General features: G+C 72.5%; 14 protein-coding genes. 5 read left to right on the top strand and 9 right to left on the bottom strand.

The window, feature by feature from the left end:
* Positions 1-32 precede the first annotated feature (32 nt).
* Positions 33-1169: an NfeD family protein gene (locus O0235_RS04120; RefSeq protein ID WP_270057270.1), complete on the top strand. Its 1137-nt coding sequence runs from the start codon at positions 33-35 to the stop codon at positions 1167-1169.
* 10 nt (positions 1170-1179) lie between these two features.
* Here the strand turns inward: O0235_RS04120 and O0235_RS04115 are convergent, their stop codons facing one another.
* From O0235_RS04115 to O0235_RS04090, 6 genes are all read right to left on the bottom strand, one after another.
* Positions 1180-1953, bottom strand: coding sequence for an SDR family oxidoreductase (locus O0235_RS04115; RefSeq protein WP_270057269.1), 774 nt, complete (start codon positions 1951-1953; stop codon positions 1180-1182).
* A 64-nt stretch (positions 1954-2017) separates the two neighbouring features.
* On the bottom strand, positions 2018-3262 hold the full coding sequence (locus O0235_RS04110) for an MFS transporter (protein ID WP_270057268.1): 1245 nt from the start codon (positions 3260-3262) through the stop codon (positions 2018-2020).
* Positions 3263-3310: 48 nt separating this feature from the next.
* Positions 3311-4258, bottom strand: a complete 948-nt coding sequence (locus O0235_RS04105) for a prohibitin family protein (RefSeq protein ID WP_270057267.1) — start codon at positions 4256-4258, stop codon at positions 3311-3313.
* A 231-nt stretch (positions 4259-4489) separates the two neighbouring features.
* Positions 4490-5536, bottom strand: a complete 1047-nt coding sequence (ruvB, locus tag O0235_RS04100) for a Holliday junction branch migration DNA helicase RuvB (protein WP_270057266.1) — start codon at positions 5534-5536, stop codon at positions 4490-4492.
* A gap of 25 nt (positions 5537-5561) precedes the next feature.
* A complete protein-coding gene (locus O0235_RS04095; protein WP_270057265.1) occupies positions 5562-10412 on the bottom strand; it encodes a PAS domain S-box protein in 4851 nt (1616 codons plus the stop codon).
* Between the two features lie 71 nt (positions 10413-10483).
* Positions 10484-12529: an APC family permease gene (locus O0235_RS04090; RefSeq protein ID WP_270057264.1), complete on the bottom strand. Its 2046-nt coding sequence runs from the start codon at positions 12527-12529 to the stop codon at positions 10484-10486.
* A 133-nt stretch (positions 12530-12662) separates the two neighbouring features.
* On the opposite strand from O0235_RS04090, the gene O0235_RS04085 reads away from it, so the two are divergent.
* Positions 12663-13496: a universal stress protein gene (locus tag O0235_RS04085; RefSeq protein WP_270057263.1), complete on the top strand. Its 834-nt coding sequence runs from the start codon at positions 12663-12665 to the stop codon at positions 13494-13496.
* The gene (locus tag O0235_RS04080; protein ID WP_270057262.1) at positions 13480-16182 is read left to right on the top strand and encodes a cation-translocating P-type ATPase; all 2703 of its coding nucleotides are present in this window, start codon (positions 13480-13482) and stop codon (positions 16180-16182) included. Before O0235_RS04085 ends, O0235_RS04080 begins: the two co-directional genes overlap by 17 nt.
* Here O0235_RS04080 and O0235_RS04075 read toward each other — a convergent pair.
* Both O0235_RS04075 and O0235_RS04070 read right to left on the bottom strand, forming a co-directional pair.
* Positions 16166-16705, bottom strand: a complete 540-nt coding sequence (locus O0235_RS04075; RefSeq protein ID WP_270057261.1) for a hypothetical protein — start codon at positions 16703-16705, stop codon at positions 16166-16168. The genes O0235_RS04080 and O0235_RS04075 overlap by 17 nt on opposite strands.
* Complete coding sequence (locus O0235_RS04070) at positions 16702-16827, bottom strand: hypothetical protein (protein ID WP_270057260.1); 126 nt, start codon at positions 16825-16827, stop codon at positions 16702-16704. Before O0235_RS04070 ends, O0235_RS04075 begins: the two co-directional genes overlap by 4 nt.
* A 139-nt stretch (positions 16828-16966) precedes the next feature.
* Here O0235_RS04070 and O0235_RS04065 point away from each other — a divergent pair, with 139 nt between their 5' ends.
* Positions 16967-17872: a TIGR03560 family F420-dependent LLM class oxidoreductase gene (locus tag O0235_RS04065; protein WP_270057259.1), complete on the top strand. Its 906-nt coding sequence runs from the start codon at positions 16967-16969 to the stop codon at positions 17870-17872.
* A gap of 5 nt (positions 17873-17877) precedes the next feature.
* Entirely contained in the window at positions 17878-18021 is a 144-nt protein-coding gene (locus O0235_RS04060) for a hypothetical protein (RefSeq protein ID WP_270057258.1), read from the top strand.
* A 13-nt stretch (positions 18022-18034) separates the two neighbouring features.
* Here the strand turns inward: O0235_RS04060 and O0235_RS04055 are convergent, their stop codons facing one another.
* Positions 18035-18907 carry a PAC2 family protein gene (locus O0235_RS04055; protein ID WP_270057257.1) on the bottom strand — a complete coding sequence of 291 codons (873 nt, stop codon included), beginning with the start codon at positions 18905-18907 and terminating at the stop codon, positions 18035-18037.
* Positions 18908-18928 lie beyond the last annotated feature (21 nt).

The following is an 18928-nucleotide window of genomic DNA, read 5'->3' as shown; positions in this document are numbered from 1 at the left end:
AAGCGGCCGCCGCCCCCGGCTATACTCGAACCATGATGCGGCGAATCATCGCGGCGGCTGCCGTCGCCCTCGGCCTGCTCGCTGCCTGCGCCGGCAGCGACACCCCCGAAGGCGGCGTCGTCGTCGCGCGGGTGGACGGCACCGTCGGCCCGATCATGGAGCGGTACATCGACCGCGTCATCTCCGACGCCGAAGAGCAGCGCGCCCGCCTCGTCGTCCTCGAGCTCGACACCCCCGGCGGCCTCGACTCCTCCATGCGCAAGATCGTCCAGCGCATCGGCCGCGCTGATGTCCCCGTCGCCGTCTACGTCGCCCCCATCGGCGCGCGCGCCGCCAGCGCCGGCACCTTCATCACGATGGCGGGCCACATCGCCGCCATGGCGCCGAACACCGCCATCGGCGCCGCCGCCGCCATCAACGCCGACGGCTCCGACATCGAAGGCACCCTCGGCAAGAAGATCGAGAATGACGCCGTCGCCTACATCCGCGGCATCGCCGAGCTCCGCGGCCGCAACGCCGACTGGGCCGAGCAGGCCGTCCGCGAGGCCGTCGCCGTCAACGAAAACGACGCCGCGAAGCTGAACGTCGTCGACTTCGTCGCGGCCGACCTCGATGACCTCCTCCGCCGGTCGGAAGGACGCACCGTCACCCTCCGGCCCGGCGTCACGGCCACGCTCACCGGCCTCGCCGAAGCCCCGCGGGTCGACCTCGAGATGACCCCGTGGGAGCGGTTCCTCGCGTTCATCGCCGACCCCACGATCGCCTCCCTCCTCCTCTCCATCGGCTTCCTCGCGCTCATCATCGAGCTGTACGCCCCGGGCCTCGGCGTCCCGGGCGTCGCCGGGGCGATCGCCATCATCCTCGGGTTTCTCGGGTTCGGCCTGCTGCCCGTCGATACCGCCGGCCTCGTCCTCATCGGCCTCGGCCTCGCCCTCGTCGCCGCAGAGCTGTTCGTTACGAGCGGCATCCTCGGCGCGGCCGGCGCCGTCGCCATCGTCCTCGGCGGCATCATCGCCTTCCGCGATACCCCGGCCGACTTCCGCCCGCCGGCCTGGGCGTTCGCCACCGCGGGCGGCATCCTCGCCGCCGTCGTCCTGCTGCTCTTCGCCGTCGTCTTTTTCGCCGACCGCGCCAGCCGGCGCGCCCGCTCCGACCCCTTCGCCTTCTAAGGGCCCCCGCCTACTGGTGGCGGGTCGACATGCCGCCGTCCACCGGGATCACCGCCCCGGTCACGTAGGCGCCCGCTTTCGATGCGAGGTAGATGGCCGTGCCGGCCATGTCCTCCGGCACGCCGATGCGGCCCAGCGGGTTGCTCGCCTTGATGCTGTCGCCGAACCGCCGCAGCGTCTCGGCCATCATCTTGCTCTCGAACGGCCCCGGCGCGATCGCGTTCACCGTGATGCGGCTGGGCGCGAGCTTCTGCGCGAGGTGCCGCGTCAGGTGGTGCACTGCCGCCTTGCTCGACGAGTACGCGTAGGTGTCGAAGCCCGGCGCCTGCAGCCCGTCGATCGAGCCGATGTTGATCACCCGCGCCGGGTCTTCGTCGCTCGCCGCCTTCTCCAGCAGCGGCACGAGGAACCGCGTCAGGTGGAACACGCCCTTCACGTTCAGGTTCATCACCTTGTCCCACGCTTCGTCCGGGAACTCCGCGAGCGGCGCGTTCCAGTTCGCCCCGGCGTTGTTCACGAGGATGTGCAGCCGCTCCTCCCGCTTTGCCAGCTCGTCCGCGAGGTAGCGGCAGCCCGCCTCCGTCCCGAGGTCTGCCGGGATGGCGATGCAGGTGCCGATTTTCGACAGCTCAGCTGCGGCCTCCGCGCAGGCATCCGCCTTGCGCGAGGAGATGTACGTCTTCGCGCCCGCCTCCACGAACCCGCGCGCGATCATCAGCCCGATGCCGCGCGAGCCGCCCGTCACGAGCGCGACTTTCCCCGAAATATCGAACAGCCCGGTCATAACGCCTCCCTGGGGTCATCGTCGAACGTCTGAGGGGCGTTCGCCATTCTCCCGCGGGAGTCGGTTACGTTCCCGCCGCCGGGCTCGCCGCCGCTGCGGCAGCCGCGCCGTCGCGCTCCCGCCATGCCGCCAGCGCGGGCGCGCCGAACAGCGCGATGCCCGCCGCCGTCGCCGCCGCGCCGAGGCCGAAGGCGGCGCCCGTTCCCCAGGCATCGACCATCAGGCCGATGACCGGCGCCAGCACCGCCATCGCCACGCTCACGGTCATGCTCCCGATCGACAGCACCGTCGCCCGCCGCTCCGAGGAAACCTGCCGGTTCACCGCCCCCGTCATCAGCGGCCACGCGCACGAATTCGCCGCCATCAGCACCGGCAGCGCCCAGTAGAGCCAGAGCGACGGCGCCAGCGCCAGCGCTCCGAGCATCGCCATGCCGACGGCGGAAAGCAGCAGCAGCCCCCGCACCGGACCCGCGCCCCGCTCGACCCGGGACGCCAGCAGCGCTCCGCCCATCCCTGCAGCGAAGAGCGGCACCTGCAGCAGCGAGAAGGCTGTCCCGACCCGGACGCCGTTCTCCACGAGGTACGGCTGCACCAGGTAATGGACCGTCTCCAGCCCCGCCACCGTCACGCCGAAGAGGAGCAGGACGTAGCGCACCGCCCGCGCCTGCCACGCATCCCGGAACGCGGCGCCGATGGTCCCGACGTAGCCCCGCATGCCGCCGGTCCGCTCCACCGCCGCCCGCGGCGGCTCCCAGAGCGCGAACGCGACCGCCGCCGCAGCCAGGCAGGTCGCAGCCCCGATCAGGATCGTCGCCCGGATGTCGAGCACCGCCGCGACTGGCCCCCCGAACAGCGTCGCCAGCCCGACCCCGCTCCACGACATCGCCTGGCCCCGGCCCGCCAGCCGCTCATACTCGTGCTCCCGCCCCGCTGCCTTCAGCGTGTCGAACAGCAGCGCCATATCCGCCCCGGACATCAGTGTCGTCGCCACCGCCCACCACGCGAACGAGACGAACAGCACGACCGGCGACGTCGTGAACGCGAACACCGTGACCGACGACGCGAGGCTGACCGCCCCCAGCCCGAGCGACACCCGCCGGCCGTAGCGGTCCGCGATAGCCCCGGTCGGCACTTCGAGCGCCAGCACCCCGAGCAGGTAGACGCTCTCCGCGGCCGTAATCTGGCTGAACGAAAAGCCGCGCTCCAGCGTCAGGTACACGATCCACACGGGAATCCAGAGCTGGAACTCCCGCAGGAACCAGAACCCGTACAGCAGGCGGAGGTTGCGGCGCGCGGGCGCAGCGAGCATCAGGAAAGCGTACCAGTCCCGGCCCGCCCGGCGCTCCGCGCGCCAGCCTCACCGGTTCGCGCCCGCCTGCCCCAGCAGCGTCGTCGGGTCGAGGATGATCCCTTGCCCCGAGGGCAGCAGCGCGATCTGGATGTTGTCGCCGAGCTTCTGCAGCGCCTGGAACTGGATGACCTCCGGCGTCAGCGACTGCGAGAGCAGCCGGTTCGCCTCCGCCTGTCCTTCCGCGCGCACCCGGATCGACTCCGCCTCGCCCCGCGCCAGCTCGATCTGCTGCTGCGCCTCGAACTGCCGCTGCCGCACGCGCTCCTGCTCCCGCAGTGCGTCCTGCGTGGCGATCTGCTTCTGTTCGATCGCCGCCTTGAACTCGGCGCTGAACTCGATGTTGTCGATCAGCAGGTCGTTGATTTCGATCGAGAACGGCGCCAGCTCAGCCGCCAGCCGCGCCCGCACCGCCGACCGGATGTTCTCCCGGTTCGGGCCGACGTCCACCGTCGAGTACTTCACCGTCTCCTCCTTGAAGAAGTTCAGCACCCGCGGCTCGATCAGGCGGTCGAACCAGCGCGGCCCCACCGTCCGGAACAGCGTCTGCACCGCCGAGGGCGAGACCGAATAGTTCAGCGTCGCGATGAAGAAGACGTCCTGCGTCTCCTGCGAAAACGCCGTGATGTTCTCGAAGCGGTAGCGCTGGACCTGCACACTCTCGACCCGCAGGTCCTGCCACGGCCAGATGAACTGCAGCCCTTCCGGCTTCTGGCCCACGATTTCGCCGAACTGGTACACCACGCCGACGTGCCCCGCTTCGATCGGCTTCACCGAGCGGAGCGCGGTGTGCACGCCGACCCACGCAACGAACACCAGCGCCGCGACGCCCATGATGATGGCGCCCCGCATCCGCTCCGGGGTGCCCGGCTGCGCCGCCGCCCGCGCAGCCCGCCCGACGAGCAGCGCGCCGCCGCACAAGAGAATGGCAAGGAAGACGCTCACGACCCACGGCATGACTCGAACCTCCGAACACGGGATGTCGGAGTCACTCTACCCGGTTCGGCCGGCCCCCGCCGTCAGGCCCCGCCCCCGGCCGCATGGCGGGGCAGCACGACCAGCCGCTCCGGCGACCCCGCCCGCACCACCTCCACCGGGTGCTCATAGATGCGGCTGAGCACGTCGGCGGTCAGCACGACGGGGGCCGGCGCCAGCCGGCCCTCGCCCGTTGCCGCGCCGGTTTCCGGCTTACGGTTCCGCCGCCGAGTCCCACAGCTCGGCCTGCGCCGGCCGGCCGCGCGGCGGCTCCAGCCCGAGATGCCGGTACGCTGCCTCGGTGGCAATCCGTCCCCGCGGCGTCCGGTTCAGGAAGCCGCACTTCAGCAGGAACGGCTCGTACACGTCCATGATCGTGTCGGCCTCCTCCGAGATCGCCGCCGCTATCGTCTCGAGCCCGACCGGCCCGCCGCCGAACTTCTCGCAGATCGCCCGCAGCACCGCCCGGTCGGATTCGTCCAGTCCCAGCTCGTCCACGTCGAGCATCGCCAGCGCTTGCCGCGCCGCCTCCACCGTCACCACCCCGCCGTTCCGCACGGCGGCGAAGTCCCGCACCCGCCGCAGCAGCCGGTTCGCAATCCGCGGCGTCCCCCGCGAGCGCCGCGCAATCTCCATCGCCGCATCGGGCGGCACGTCGACCCCGAGGATCGCCGCCGAGCGCCGCACGATGACGGCCAGCGTCTCCGGCTCGTAAAAATCCAGCCGGTACACCGAACCGAACCGGTCGCGCAGCGGCGCGCTCACCATCGCGTACCGCGTCGTCGCCCCGATGAGCGTGAACCGCGGCATCGCCAGCCGCACCGACCGCGCGCCAGCCCCCTTCCCGATGACGAGGTCGAGCGCGAAATCCTCCATCGCCGGGTAGAGGATCTCCTCCACCGCGCTCGAAAGCCGGTGGATCTCATCGATGAACAGGATGTCGTGCTCCTTCAGGTTCGTGAGCACCGCCGCGAGGTCGCCCGGGCGTTCGAACGCCGGCCCGCTCGTCGTCCGGATCGAAACCCCCATTTCGTTCGCGATGATGTTCGCCAGCGTCGTCTTGCCGAGCCCCGGCGGCCCGTACAGCAGCACGTGGTCGAGCGCTTCGCCCCGCTGCTTCGCCGCTTCGATGGCGATCGCGAGGTTCCGCTTCGTCCGCTCCTGCCCCGGGAACTCCTCCAGCCGCCGCGGCCGCAGCGAACGCTCCAGCTCCGCGTCCTCCGCCAGCGCCTGCGGCGCCACCAGCCGTTCCTCGGTCACCCGAGCAGTATAGCGTACAGATGTTCTATCCGGCGCTCTCCCCGAGCGCCCGGCGCACCGTCTCCCGCAGCGCCGAAAGCTCGTACGGCTTCTGCAGGAAGCCGGTCAGCCCGTCGGCGCCGACCTGCTCCTGCGCGTCCTGCTCGGTATACCCGCTCATCAGCACGACCTTCGCAGCCGGGTCGATTGCCCGGACCGCCCGGAACGCCGCTTCGCCGTTCATCCGCGGCATCGTCATGTCGAGCAAGACGAGCCGGACGCGGCCGCGCTCCCGGGCGAAGAGCTCCACCGCCTCCTGCCCGTCCGCCGCCTCGGCGACCTCGAACCCCATCGACCGGAGCGCCCGCGCGGTGACCGCCCGCACGCTCGGCTCGTCGTCGGCGACGATGACGAGCCCCTCGCCCCGCCACTGCCCGGCGCCCGGCGCCGCGGCGGCCTCCTTCGCCTCGCCCGGGGCCGCCGGCAGCATCAAACGGAAGGTCGTGCCGGCGCCCGGCGCGCTCTCCACATCGATGCCGCCCCGGTGCCCGCGGATGATCCCGAGCACGGCCGCGAGCCCGAGCCCCCGCCCGGTGAACTTCGTCGTGAAGAACGGGTCGAAAATCCGCGAGAGCGTCGCCGCGTCCATCCCTGAGCCGGTATCCGCCACCTCGAGCACGACGTACTGCTCCGCGAGCTGCCCCGGCGCCAGCACCGCCCGCTCGAACAGCGCCGGCGCGCCGGCTGCAAGACTCGTCCGGACGCGGACCGTCCCCTCGCCGCCCCCGATCGCATCCGAGGCGTTGATGACGAGGTTCATGACCACCTGCCGCAGCTGGGTCGCGTCGCCGACGACCGCCGGCAGCCCGGGCGCGAGGTCCAGCACCAGCCGGACGCCGGCCCCGACCGAGACCCGCAGGAGGTGCGCCATCTCCTCGACCACGCCGTTGAGGCTGAGCGGCTGGACCACGAACTTTCCCCGGCCGGAATACGCCAGCATCTGCCGCGCGAGGTCCGCCGCCCGCTGGCCCGCCAGCTCGATCTCGGCCACCGTCTCCCGCACCGGCGATTCCGGCGGGAGCTCGGCCAGCGCCAGCCCCGCGTTCCCGAGAATCCCCACCAGCAGGTTGTTGAAATCATGCGCGATGCCGCCGGCCAGCACTGCCAGCGACTCGGCCTTCTGCGCCTGCAGCAGCCGCTCCTCTGTCCGCTTCCGCTCCGTCAGGTCGCGCGTGCTGAACGCGATGCCGCGCACCGACCCGTCGGGCAGCTCCACCCGCCCGAACGACAGCTCGAACCAGCGCTGATTCCCCGCGACGTCCGCGAGCTGCAGTTCGAACGTCGATGACTCCCCGCCGAGGGTGCGTTCGACGACCGCCTGGAACCGGTCGTGCCAGTCGTCAGGGAGCACTTCCCGCCAGTGCATGCCCGGCGCTGGGGAGGCCCCGAAAACCTCGGCAACGGAGGCGCGGGCTGCCGGGTTGACCCCGAGGATGACACCGTCCGCACCGAGAAGCATCACCCCTTCCCGGATGGCGGCCAGCGTCGCCGCCAGGTCGGCCGCAGACTCCGCAACCCGCCGCTCCATCTCGCGCTCCCGGGTCACATCGTGCGAGGTGCAGCCCACGCCGATGACCACGCCGTCCCCATCCCGGAGCGGGAAGTAGACCGATTCCACCAGCAGCCGCTCGCCCTGCTTCGTCAGCCGCGCCATTTCGCCCCGGTGCGACTCCCCCGCCAGCAGCCGCGCGAACAGCTCGACGGTGGGCGCCCGCTCCTCCGGCGGGAGGATGATGCTGAACGGCTGCCCGATCGCCTCCTCGGCCGTCCAGCCGTAGAGCGCCTCGGCGGCCCGGTTCCAGCTCTCGATCCGCCCGTCCCGCCCGACCGCCAGCGCCGCCTCGGTCGAGCTCTCGACCATCGCCGCCAGCCGCCGCGCCTCTGCCAGCGCCGCTTCCCGCTCCTCCTCCAGCAGCCGCCGCTCCGTCACGTCCCGCCCCGTGTAGACGGCCCCCGTCACTTCGCCGGATTCGGTCACCACCGGCCGAATGCGCACCTCGAACCAGCGCCGCTGCCCCGGCGACTGCGACTGCACTTCGAAACTCACCCGCCGGCCGGCGAGCGCCTCCTGAACTTTCCCCAGCAGGAACGCCGCGCTCTCCGGCGAAACCGTCTCCGTGAAGTGCATCCCCGGCCGCGGCGCGATGCCCCGCCGCAGCTTCGTCCCCTCCGCAAATTCGGTGTTGAAGGCGACGACCCGGCACTCCCGGTCGAGCAGGATGACCCCTTCGTCGGAGTTCTCGATGATCGTCGAGAGCTTCGCGTACTCCTCGGCCAGCGCTTCCCGCGCCTTCCGCAGCTCCCGCCGCGCCAGCGCCTCCGCTGTCACATCCCGCGCATCCACCAGCACCCCGGTGATGCCGCGCCGCTCATCCCGCACGGGCGTCACGTGGATGTTGAAGTACGTCTTGGAGCCGTCAGCATGGGGCACCGCCAGTTCGCCCTCCGGCTCCTGCCCCTCGAGCGCCATCCGGATCGCCGCCTCGAGGATGGGCCGGCCCCGCTCGTCTGCGAACTCCAGCATCGAATCGCCCGGCTCCGGCCGCCGCCCGAACCGATGCTCCGAAAACTCCGCCGCCGGCGTGTTGCAGGTCACCAGCCGCCCCTCGCGGTCGAGCAGCCAGAGATGGTCGCGGGTGCTCTCGAAGATGCTCCGGAGCGTCGCCTCCCGCTCGCGCAGCGCCCGCTCGGCCTCGACCCGCTCCGTCACGTCCCGGCCGACGAGCGCCGCCGCGGTCACGGCGCCGTCTGCGTCGTGCACCGGACGATAGGTCATCTCGTACCAGAACGGTGCGCCGCCGTCTCGCGTCAGCCGCCCGAGCAGCGTCGTGGTGTGCCCTGCGAGCGCGCCCTCGAACGCCGCTTCCCAGGCCGGCCGGTCCTGCGGCCGCACCCACCGCTCGATCGGCGCGCCCACCTCCGGCCGCTCGCCGAAGGTCGCCTCGCCGATGGCGACGGCCGCCCGGTTGAACCAGCGGATCCGCCGCTCCCGGTCGACGAGGATGATCGCTTCGCCCGCGCTCTCGAACAGCGCCCGCAGCTGCCGCTCCCGCTCCTCCAGCGCGGCGAGCATCGCCCGCTCGTCGCTGATGTCCCGCAGGAACGACGCGGAGCCCAGCCGCCGACCCTCCCGGTCGTAGACCGGGAACGTCACCGCCCGCACCGGGAAGACCCGTCCCTGCCGGTCCTGCCGCAGCACGTCGGCCTCCACCCGGTGCTCGCTCGCGACCTCCCGCGCCCGCTCCCGGTACTCCTCCCGGCGCGACTCCGGCACCGTTTCGTAGCCGTACCCGCCCACCATCTCCGCCGCGGTGTAGCCGAAGAGCCGCTCCGCTGCCGCGTTCCAGCTCGTGATCCGGCCCTCCAGGTCGCGGCCGATGACGGCGTCGTCCGCCGATTCCACGATCGCGGCAAGCCGGCTCCGCTCCCGCTCCGCCTCGACGAGCGCCGTGATATCGCGCGCGACCGCCGCGGCGCCGGCGATGCGTCCCTCGGCATCCCGCAGGGGGAACGCCGAGAGGCTCAGGTAGCCCGCCGTTCCCGGGTTGCCCTCCCGCCGCACCACCAGCCCCGAAATCGCCTCCCCGCTGAGCACCCGCATGACCATCGCCCGGCGCGCCTCCTGCTCGGCCGGTTCCGCGAGCTCCCACGCCTTCCTGCCGACCACCTCTGCCGCCGGGCGGCCGTAGATGCGCTCCGCCGCCGCGTTCCGGCCGGTGATCGTCCCTTCGCGGTCGTACATCGTGATCGCGTCGTCGCTCGATTCGACGACGCCTGCGAGCTGCGCCAGCCGCTCCTGCTGCGCCCGCTCGGCGCTCAGGTCGAGGATGGCGCCGATGGCGCCCGTCACTTCGCCCGCCTCGTCCCGCAGCGGGGCGGCGCTCACCAGCGCCGGGAACGTCGAGCCGTCGGCGCGGCGCAGCTCGCGCGCCTCGGTGACCGTCTCGCCCGCCAGCACCCGCGCCAGCTGCCGCGCGGTCGCGGCTTCATCGGTCGAAAAGCCGCTCACCGCCCGCGTGCCCAGCATGCTGACGGCCGCCTCCCCGAACATCCGCTCCGCCTCGCGGTTCCACGCCACGATCCGCCCTTCCCGGTCGACCGCGACGGCGGCGACGCCGAGCTGTGCGAACAGCTCCGCCTGCCGCCGGACCTCCGCCTCGGCCCGCCGCCGCGGCCGCAGGTCGCGCGCCACTCCCTCGACGGCCCACGGCCGCCCTTCCTGGGTGACTACCCGGCTGTTGATTTCGACCGGCACGGTCTCGCCCGACGCCGTCGTGATGTTCACCTGGAGCAGGCTCGACTGGACCCGCCCCGCCACCTTGTCAGCCATCTCGGCTGCCAGGAGGTCGAGGTCACCCGGGTCGCGTACGAGCTCCGAAAAGTGCATGCCGATGAGCTTCGCTCGGGGATACCCGGTCAGCCGCTCTGCGGCCTCGTTGACCCACAGGAGCCGCCCCTCGAGGTCGAACGAATACATCGGGTCATTCACGTTCGCCGCCGCGAGCCCCGCGCCCACGTCGCGCGGCCCGGAAGCCTCCAGCACGGCCAGCCGCGCCACCAGCGCCGCCGCGTCCCCCGCGGGGTAGACGTCCGCAGCGCCGCCCCGCAGCGCCGCCGCCACCCCGCCCGGGATGTCGCAAATGCCCGCGATGAAGTGCACCCGCTGGCCCAGCGCCGCGGCCTGCGCTTCGTGCCCCGCGCCGTCCCCCGGCAGGCCGTCCGCCACGAACACGTCCGCCGGCTCCCCCGGCTCCACGACAGCATGGCCCGCGGCGCGCAGCGCCGCTCCGATGCGCGCCCGGCTCTCGTCGTCCGCTGCGGCGAGGGCGACTCTCACCGGGGCCCCCCGTTCATCCGGCTGCATCCTACAGGAGTAGTCGGACGCCCCACGTCGGGGAACATCCTGATTTAGCCGCCTGCCGCTGTGCGATGCCGCCGCCGGCCCAGCCCGCCCGGGTGGTAGACGTACCGCTCCACCCGGACCCGCCGGTTCCCCCGCAGCCGCCGCGCAATCGCCCCCGCGCTCTGGTTCACCAGCAGCCGCTCCCACCACCGACGCGTCCCGATGATCGGAAGCAGCACCGTCACGCCATACGGCGGCTCCCGCAGCCGGTCCTCCACGTACCGCGCGAACGGGTCCGCCACGTTCCGGTAGGGCGAATCGATGACGACGAGCGGAATGCCCGGGAACTGCCGCCGCCAGAGGGGTTCGATCTCGTCCGGCTGGTCCGGGTCGACGACCACGTGGACGCCCTCCACGGCCCGCGCCCGCTCGCACGCTGCCCCCAGCGCCATCACCAGCGCGAGGTTGATTTCCTGCACCGGCACCAGCACCGGCTCCGGCGCATCGCCCCGCGGCCGCATATCGAACGTCGCCTCCGCCGGCACGTGGAGCAGCCGTCGCAGCCGCGCATAGTACCGGCCGACGAAGAACAGGCCCGCGGCCGCGGCCGGCACGGCCGCCACGACCATCCACCCGCCTTCGTTGAACTTCGTCACCACCACGATCGCGGTCACGACGGCCGTGACGGCCGCCCCGAACCCGTTGATCGCCATCGAAAGCCGCCAGCCCCGGCCCCGCAGCCGCTGCCAGTGCCGCACCATCCCTGCCTGCGACAGCGTGAACGACAGGAACACCCCGAACGCATACAGTGGGATGAGCCGCGTCGTCTTCGCCTGGAACAGCACGATGAGCCCGACCGCCATCGCCGCCAGCGCGAGGATGCCGTAGCTGAACACCAGCCGGTTCCCCCGCTGGCGGAACACCCGCGGCAGATAGGTGTCCTTCGCCAGCACCGCCGCCAGCCGCGGGTAATCCGCGAACGACGTGTTCGCCGCGAGGAACAGGATGCCCGCCGTGAAGGCCTGCAGCGCGAAGAACATCGCCCCCCGGCCGAAGACGTGCTCCCCGATCTGCGCCAGCACCGTCGCGTGGTCGCCCTCGAGGTAGACCACCCCGTAGTGCCGCGCGAGCAGCGTCGTCCCCAGCAGCAGCGACCCGAGGATGATCGCCATCGCCGTCATCGTCTCGATGGCGTGCTTCCACTCCGGCGGCTTGAACGCCTGCACGCCGTTCGACACCGCCTCCACGCCCGTCAGCGCCGAACACCCGGCCGCGAACGCCCGCAGCAGCAGGAAGAGCGAGAGGCTGTGCGTCGCCTCGGGCAGCGCCCGGTCCGGCGTCCCGGCCGCGAAGATGTTCGGCGAATCGCTCAGCAGCACCTTCGCAACGCCGACCGCAATCGTCGTCCCCAGCACGATGATGAACCCGTAGGTCGGGATGGCGAACACCGTCCCGGATTCGCGCACCCCGCGCAGGTTCATCGTCGCGATCACCCCCACCATCGCGACGGCCAGCTCCACCGACAGCGGCTGCAGGCCCGGGAACGCCGCCACGATCGCTTCCACCGACGCCGAGATCGAGACCGAGACGGTGAGGGTGTAGTCGATGAGCAGGGCCGCTGCGGCCGTCAATCCCGCCGCCGTGCCGAGGTTCTCCAGCGCCACCGTGTACGCCCCGCCGCCGTGCGGGTACGCCCGGATCGTCTGGCTGTACGACAGCACCACCACCGCCAGCAGCCCCACGATGGCGAGCACGATCGGCAGGCTGTACGTCAGCGCCCCCGACCCGGCCAGCACGAGGATGAGCAGCACCTCCTGCGGCCCGTACGCAGTCGACGAAATCGCATCCGACGAGAAGACCGCCAGCGCGACCTTCTTGCTCAGCCGCTGCTCGGCGAGCCGCAGGTTCGACATCGACCGCCCGATGACGAGGTCCTTCAGGTCCAGCGCGAACCCGCCCAGCCCCCGCCGCCGCTCGGCGTAGGGCGTCGCCTCGTACCGCCCGGCCCCCGTCTCGACGATGCCCGCTTTCGGCAGGCTGACCCGGTAGCGGGTCACCCGGCCCTGCGGGCTGAATAACGGCGTGAGGTCGGGCCCCCCTGGTGTGCCCACGGCCACCTCACCGTAGCACTGCCCGCGCAGGGGAAAAGATGCCGCGTTTTGCCCGCGATTCGCACCGAAAGGCCGGCCTGCCCGGGCCGTCCGCCCGCTCACCGGCCCCGCCGGGATCGGCCATACTCGTGCCATGACCGTCCTCTGTGCTCTTCCCGCCGGCGATACCGCGACCCTCGCCCGCGCGGCCGAACCCCTCGCCCGCGCCCTCGGCCTCCCCCTCGCCGCGACCGCGCTCTTCGACGCGGCGGCGGCGGCCGACCCGGCGAACCCCGCCGACGTCGAAGCCGCCCGCGCCGTCGCCGAGGCCGACCTCGCGGCGCTGTTGCCGCCCGGCGTCGCCTCCGCCGGCCTCAGCCTCCGCCTGAACGGCGAGCCGGCATGGGCGCCGCCCGTCCGCCTCGCCATCGCCGCTGCCCCCCGACTCCTCGCCGTCGACGCGCGCGAAGCCCCCTGGCTCGGCGATCTCGGCCGCGCGGTCCGCGCCGCGCCGGTCCCGGTCCTCGCCATCGGCCCGCGCTACGCCGGCCCGCCGCCGACCCCCGTCCGCATCCTCGCCCTCGCCGACGGGAGCGCCGAGGCCGCCGCCGTCGCCCCGGCCCTCGCCCGCCTGCTCGGTGATGCCGCCGTTCCCATAGAACTCTTGGCCATCGCGGTCCCTGCCGTCGGCGAGCGGCCCGAAGACCGGGAAGTGGAACTCGCGGCCGCCCTGGAGGCGGTCGAGCCGTCGCTCCCGGCCCCCGCCGCCCGCCGCCGGGTCGAACCGCCGCGCGCCTTCGAATCCGTCGCCGCCGCCGCGCTCCGGGTCGCCGCCGAAACCGGCGCCACCCATGTCGCCCTCGCCACCCACGGCCGCGGCCGCGCCATGCGCTTCCTCCTCGGCTCCGTTGCCGAGGCGCTCCTCCGGACGAGCCCCCTGCCGCTCATCCTGACCGCCCCGGGAGGCGCCCATGCTGCCGGCCGGTGAGGGCGCCCCTGCCCCGCCGCCCTGGCACGCGCTCCCGCTGCCGGAGGTCGAAGCCCGCCTCGGCACCGGTCCCCACGGCCTGCCCGCCGCCGAAGCCGCGAGCCGGCTCGCCCGCTTCGGCCCCAACGAACTCGAGCCCGCGCCGCCGACGCCCTGGTACATCACGCTCCTCCGCCAGTTCCGCTCGCCCGTCATCTACATCCTCCTCGCCGCCGCGCTCGTCACCCTCGTCCTGCGCGATGTCGTCGATGCGGCCGTCATCGCCGCAGTCCTCCTGCTGAACGCCTCCATCGGCTTCACCCAGGAGCGCCGCGCCGAGCGCTCCGTCCGCGCCCTCATGAGCCTCGTCGCGCCCCGCGCCCGCGTCCTCCGCGACGGCCACGAACGCGAAATCGAGGGCCGCGATGTCGTCCCCGGCGACCTCGTCCTCCTCGAATCCGGCATGCGCGTCCCTGCCGATATCCGCCTCGTCCAGGTGACCGGCCTCGTCATCGACCAGTCCCTCCTCACCGGCGAGTCCGAAGGCGTCGCCCGCCACGCCGACCCGGTCGACGAAGCCGCCCCCATCGCCGACCGCGCCTGCATGGCCTACTCCGGCAGCATCGTCGTCCGCGGCCGCGGCCGCGGTTACGCCGTCGCCACGGGCATGGCGACCGAACTCGGCGCCATCGCCGGCAGCATCCGCGAGCAGGCCACGCCGCAGACTCCGCTTCAGGAGCGGATGGAGCGCTTCGCCCGCACCATCGGCGTCATCGTCGCCCTCGGCGCGCTCGTCTCCTTCCTCCTCGGCGTCGCCGTCGGCGAATCCCCCTCCCAGATGTTCAAGGTCGCGGTCGCCCTCGCTGTCGCCGTCGTGCCGGAGGGTCTCCCCGTCGTCTTCACCGTCGCGCTCGCGCTCGGCGTCCGCCGCATGGCCCGCCGCAACGCCATCATCCGCAAGCTCCCGGCGGTCGAAACCCTCGGCAGCACCACCGTCATCGGCACCGACAAGACCGGCACCCTCACCGAAAACCGGATGACCGTCCGCGAACTCTGGACGCCCGGCGGTGCCCGCCCCCTTCCGCCGCCCGGCCCCGGAGCCGCTCCCATCGACCTCACCCCGCCCGAGCGCCTCCTCCTCATCGCCGGCGTCATGACGAACGAGGCCGACGCCTTCCTTGCCGGCGATGTGTACGAAACCAGCGGCGACCCGACCGAGGCCGCCCTGCTCCTCGCAGCCATCGCCGCCGGCATGGAGCCCGCCGAGCTCCGCGCCGCGCCCGTCCTGCTCGACATCCCCTTCGAATCCGAGCGCCAGTACTCCACCAGCTGCCGCGACTTCGAGGGCGCCCCGACCTGGTTCGTCAAAGGCGCCCCCGAGCGGCTGCTCGAACGCTCGACCGCCATGCTCACGCCGTCCGGCCCGGTGCCGCTCGACCGCGAGGCCGTGCTCGCCGCCGCCCATGAGCTCGCCAGCCGCGGCCACCGCGTCCTCGCCATGGCCTACCGCGCGCTCGAGGCCCCGCCCGGCCCGGACGACCACCCGGAGGGACTCGTCTTCCTCGGCCTCCAGGCGATGATGGACCCGCCCCGCCCCGGCGTCCGCGAGGCCATCGCCGGCTGCCGCGATGCCGGCATCCGCGTCGTCATGATCACCGGCGACCACGCCGCCACCGCCAGCGCCATCGCCGCCGAACTCGGGATCGCCCCGCCCGGCGCACCCGTGCTCCCCGGCCCGGAGGTCGACCGCCTCTCCGACGACGACCTCCGGGAGCGGCTCCGCGAAACCGCCGTCGTTGCCCGCGCCGCGCCCGAGCACAAGCTCCGCGTCGTCCAGGCCCTCCGCGCCGACGGCCACGTCGTCGCCGTCACCGGCGACGGCGTCAACGATGCTCCGGCCCTCCGCGCTGCCGACATCGGTGTGGCGATGGGCCGCTCCGGCACCGACGTCGCCCGCGAAGCCGCCGATATGGTCCTTGCCGATGACAACTTCGTCACCATCTACGCCGCCGTCGAAGAGGGCCGCGTCACCTTCGAAAACGTCCGCAAGGTCACCTTCTTCCTCGTCTCCAACGGCGCGGTGCTCCTCGTCGTCATCCTCGCCGCCGTCCTCTTCCAGTGGCCGCTCCCGATGGTCGCTGCTCAGCTCCTCTGGCTGAACCTCGTCACCAGCGGCATCCAGGACCTCGCCCTCGCCTTCGAACCCGGCGAAAAGGACGTCCTCAAGTTCCCGCCCCGCCGCCGCAGCGACGGCATCATTTCGCCCCTCCTCTGGGAGCGGACCGTCGTCGCCGGCATCCCCCGTCTCATCGGCACCCTCGCCCTCTTCCGCTGGGAGCTCGACCACGGCGCCTCGCTCGAATCTGCGCAAACGGTCGCGCTCACGACGATGGTCCTCTTCCAGGCGTTCCACCTCGGCAACGTCCGCTCCGAGCGCCAGTCCGCCTTCACCCGCAGCCCGTTCCTCAACCCCTTCCTGCTCATCGGCACCATCGCCGCCCTCTCCCTGCACGTTGCGGCGCTCTACCTGCCGCCGACGCAGTTCGTCCTCCGCGTCGAACCGCTCTCCTTCGAAGCCTGGTGGCGGATGATCGCCGTCGCCTCCACCATTCTGCTCGCCGTCGAGGCGCACAAGCTCTGGGTGCGCCGCTTCGGGCCCGTCTACCGGCTCTTCGTCCGGCGCGCCGCTGTCAGTTCCACGGCGTGAAAATCTCGTCGCGAACGAAATGCCAGGTCTGCGCCTCCCGGTAGTGCATCACGTACTCCTGCAGCACCTTCGGAGGCGTGACCGCCGCGAGCCACAGCACAGCCTCGCCCCAGCCGCGCAGCCGGTAGCCCGGCCGAATCGACCGGAGCCCGGCGAGCACGAGGTAGTAGTTCTCGAACACGTTCGGCGCGAACAGGATGACCTCCCGCGCGCCCGTCAGCTCGAAGACCGCGATCCCCAGGAGCCGCAGCGCGAACAGCCCCGCCAGCATCCACCGCGCGACAGGGTCGCCCCACCGCAGCGCCACCCCCAGCTCGATCGTCAGGTAGTACGTATCGAAGACCTTATCGAACTCGTGATAGCAGCCGCGCAGCGGTTCCGCCCCGAGCACGTCCTGGATGATGGCGTCACTCCCGTCGGCCGCGATCGCCAGCAGCGCCCCCGCGAGGTTCCAGCGGAAGATGAGCAGCGGCACCAGGCCCCGCACCGCCACGATGACCGCCAGCACCGCAGCGTCGTTCATGCCCGGCCCGCCAGCAGCATCCAGAGGGTCACGACCCCGGGCACGTAGACGACCGCCGCCACCGCGGCGATGACCAGCGCCCGGCGCAGCCGTTCCGCCAGTCCCGGCGCTTCGTTCTTCACGCGGGAAGTTTCGATGCTTCCGCCGTCCCGTCCAGTCCCCGGCGGCGGTGAACCGCTTCCCCGGAAGGCCCCCGCGCCCGCACGCCGCCGCTCCGGTACGATGGCGCCACCCTGCCAGTCCCCCGGAGGCGCGACCCCGATGAAATTCGCCGTCTGGCCCGGCCCGAACGACCCCTGGACCGAGACCCTCGCCATCGCCCGCCACGCCGAGGCGACCGGCTGGGACGGCGTCTACTACGCCGACCACTTCATGCCGAACGCTGCCGACGTTTCCGCCCCCGTCAGCGAATGCTGGACCACCCTCGCCGCTTTGGCCGCCGCCGTGCCGCGCGTCCGCATCGGCCCGCTCGTCACCGGCAACACCTACCGCCACCCCGCCGTCCTCGCCAAGATGGCCGCCACCGTCGACAACATCAGCGGCGGCCGCCTCGTCCTCGGCCTCGGCGCCGGCTGGCAGGAGAACGAGCACCGCGCCTACGGCATCGAATTCTCGACCGTCAAAGGGCGGCTCGATCGGCTCGAAGAAGCCTGCGAGGTCATCACCAGCCTCTTCGCCAACCGCCGCACCACCTTCGAAGGCCGCTACTACCGCCTCGAAGAGGCCCCGCTCGAGCCGAAGCCCGTCCAGCAGCCCGTCCCGCTCCTCATCGGCGGCGGCGGCGAACGGCGCACCCTCCGCATCGCCGCCCGCTACGCCAACGAATGGAACACCTGGGGCACGCCCGAGGTGCTCGCCCACAAGGGCCGCATCCTCGACCGCCACTGTGAAGAGCTCGGCCGCGACCCGCGCACCATCCGCCGCTCGGCGCAGGCCCTGCTCGTGATGTCCGACGACCCGGCCGTCCTCGAGCGCGTCGGCCGCGCCGGCTTTCCCGTGCTCGGCGGCTCCCCCGCCGACCTCCGCGCCGCCGTCGAACGGTACGCCGAGGCCGGCGTGCACGAACTCATCATCCCCGGCTTCAACCTCGGCCGGACGCTGGAGGAGAAGCTCGCCGTGCTCGACCGTTTCAACGAGCAGGTCATCAGCCGGGTCTCGCGGGAGTAGCTGCCGTGCGCGCCATCGCCGCCGTCCCCGCCGCTCTCCTCCGCCGCGCGTTCCGCATCGCCGTCGTCACGCTCGTCGTCGTCGGCCTCTACCTCGTCCTCGATGCCCTTCTCCTGCCCCGGGAGGACGGCGGCGAACCCTCCGCCTGACCGGCCGGGCGCCTCAGCCCTCGCCGCGGCCTTCGCGCTGCTCCCGGAGGAACCGCTCGATATCGAGCACGAGGTCTTCGCCGCGCGGCAGCTGGGGCGCCTCCGGCGCCGCCTCCTCGTAGCTCGCCTCGAGCCGGCGCACGTACTCCTGCGCCTCCGGGTTCGCCTGCAGCGCGCCTTCCACCTCGGCCACGAAGCGCTGCGCCGCCGCGTCCATCTCCGCGAGGTCGAACTCCACCCCGAGCAGCCCGGACACCCGGCGCAGCAGCGCCGCCGTCGCCGCCGGGTTCTGGCTCGAGGTCAGGTAGTGCGGCACGTTCGCCCAGAGCGTCGCGCCGGCCAGCCCGGCATCGCGCAGCGCCGTATGCAGCACCCCCACGATGCCCGTCGGCCCTTCGTAGCGCGAGGGCTGCAGCCCCAGCCGCTCCGCGACCGCGGGGTCGAGCGCGCTCCCCGTCACCCGCACCGGCCGCGTATGCGGCACGTCCGCGAGCAGCGCCCCGAGCGTCAGCACCAGCTCCGCCCGCACTGCCTGCGCCAGCTCCACGAGCTCCCCGGCGAACGTCCGCCACTTCAAATTCGGCTCCGTGCCGATGAAGACGACCACGTCGTGCGGCCCTGTCGGGTTCCGCGCGAAGTACGCCTCGTTCGAGGGCCACGTGATCTCCCGCTCCCCGCGCACCGTCAGCCGCACGAGCGGCCGCACCTCCCGGAAATCGAAGAACGGCTCAGGGTCGAAGCTCCCGAACTTCCGCGCGCCGAACCGGCGCACGACGAACCGCGCCGCGTTCGTCGCCGCCGAAGCCGCATCGTTCCAGCCCGCGAACGCGCAGACCACCAGCGGCGAACGGAGTTCGGGCAGCGAATCCAGCTTCAGGTGCTCCATCGCCCCCAGCATACACCCCGC

The organism is Tepidiforma flava (assembly GCF_027594505.1).
GTDB lineage: Bacteria > Chloroflexota > Dehalococcoidia > Tepidiformales > Tepidiformaceae > Tepidiforma > Tepidiforma flava.
Note: the sequence above shows the minus strand (reverse complement) of the source record. Positions and strands in the feature narration are given on the sequence as shown.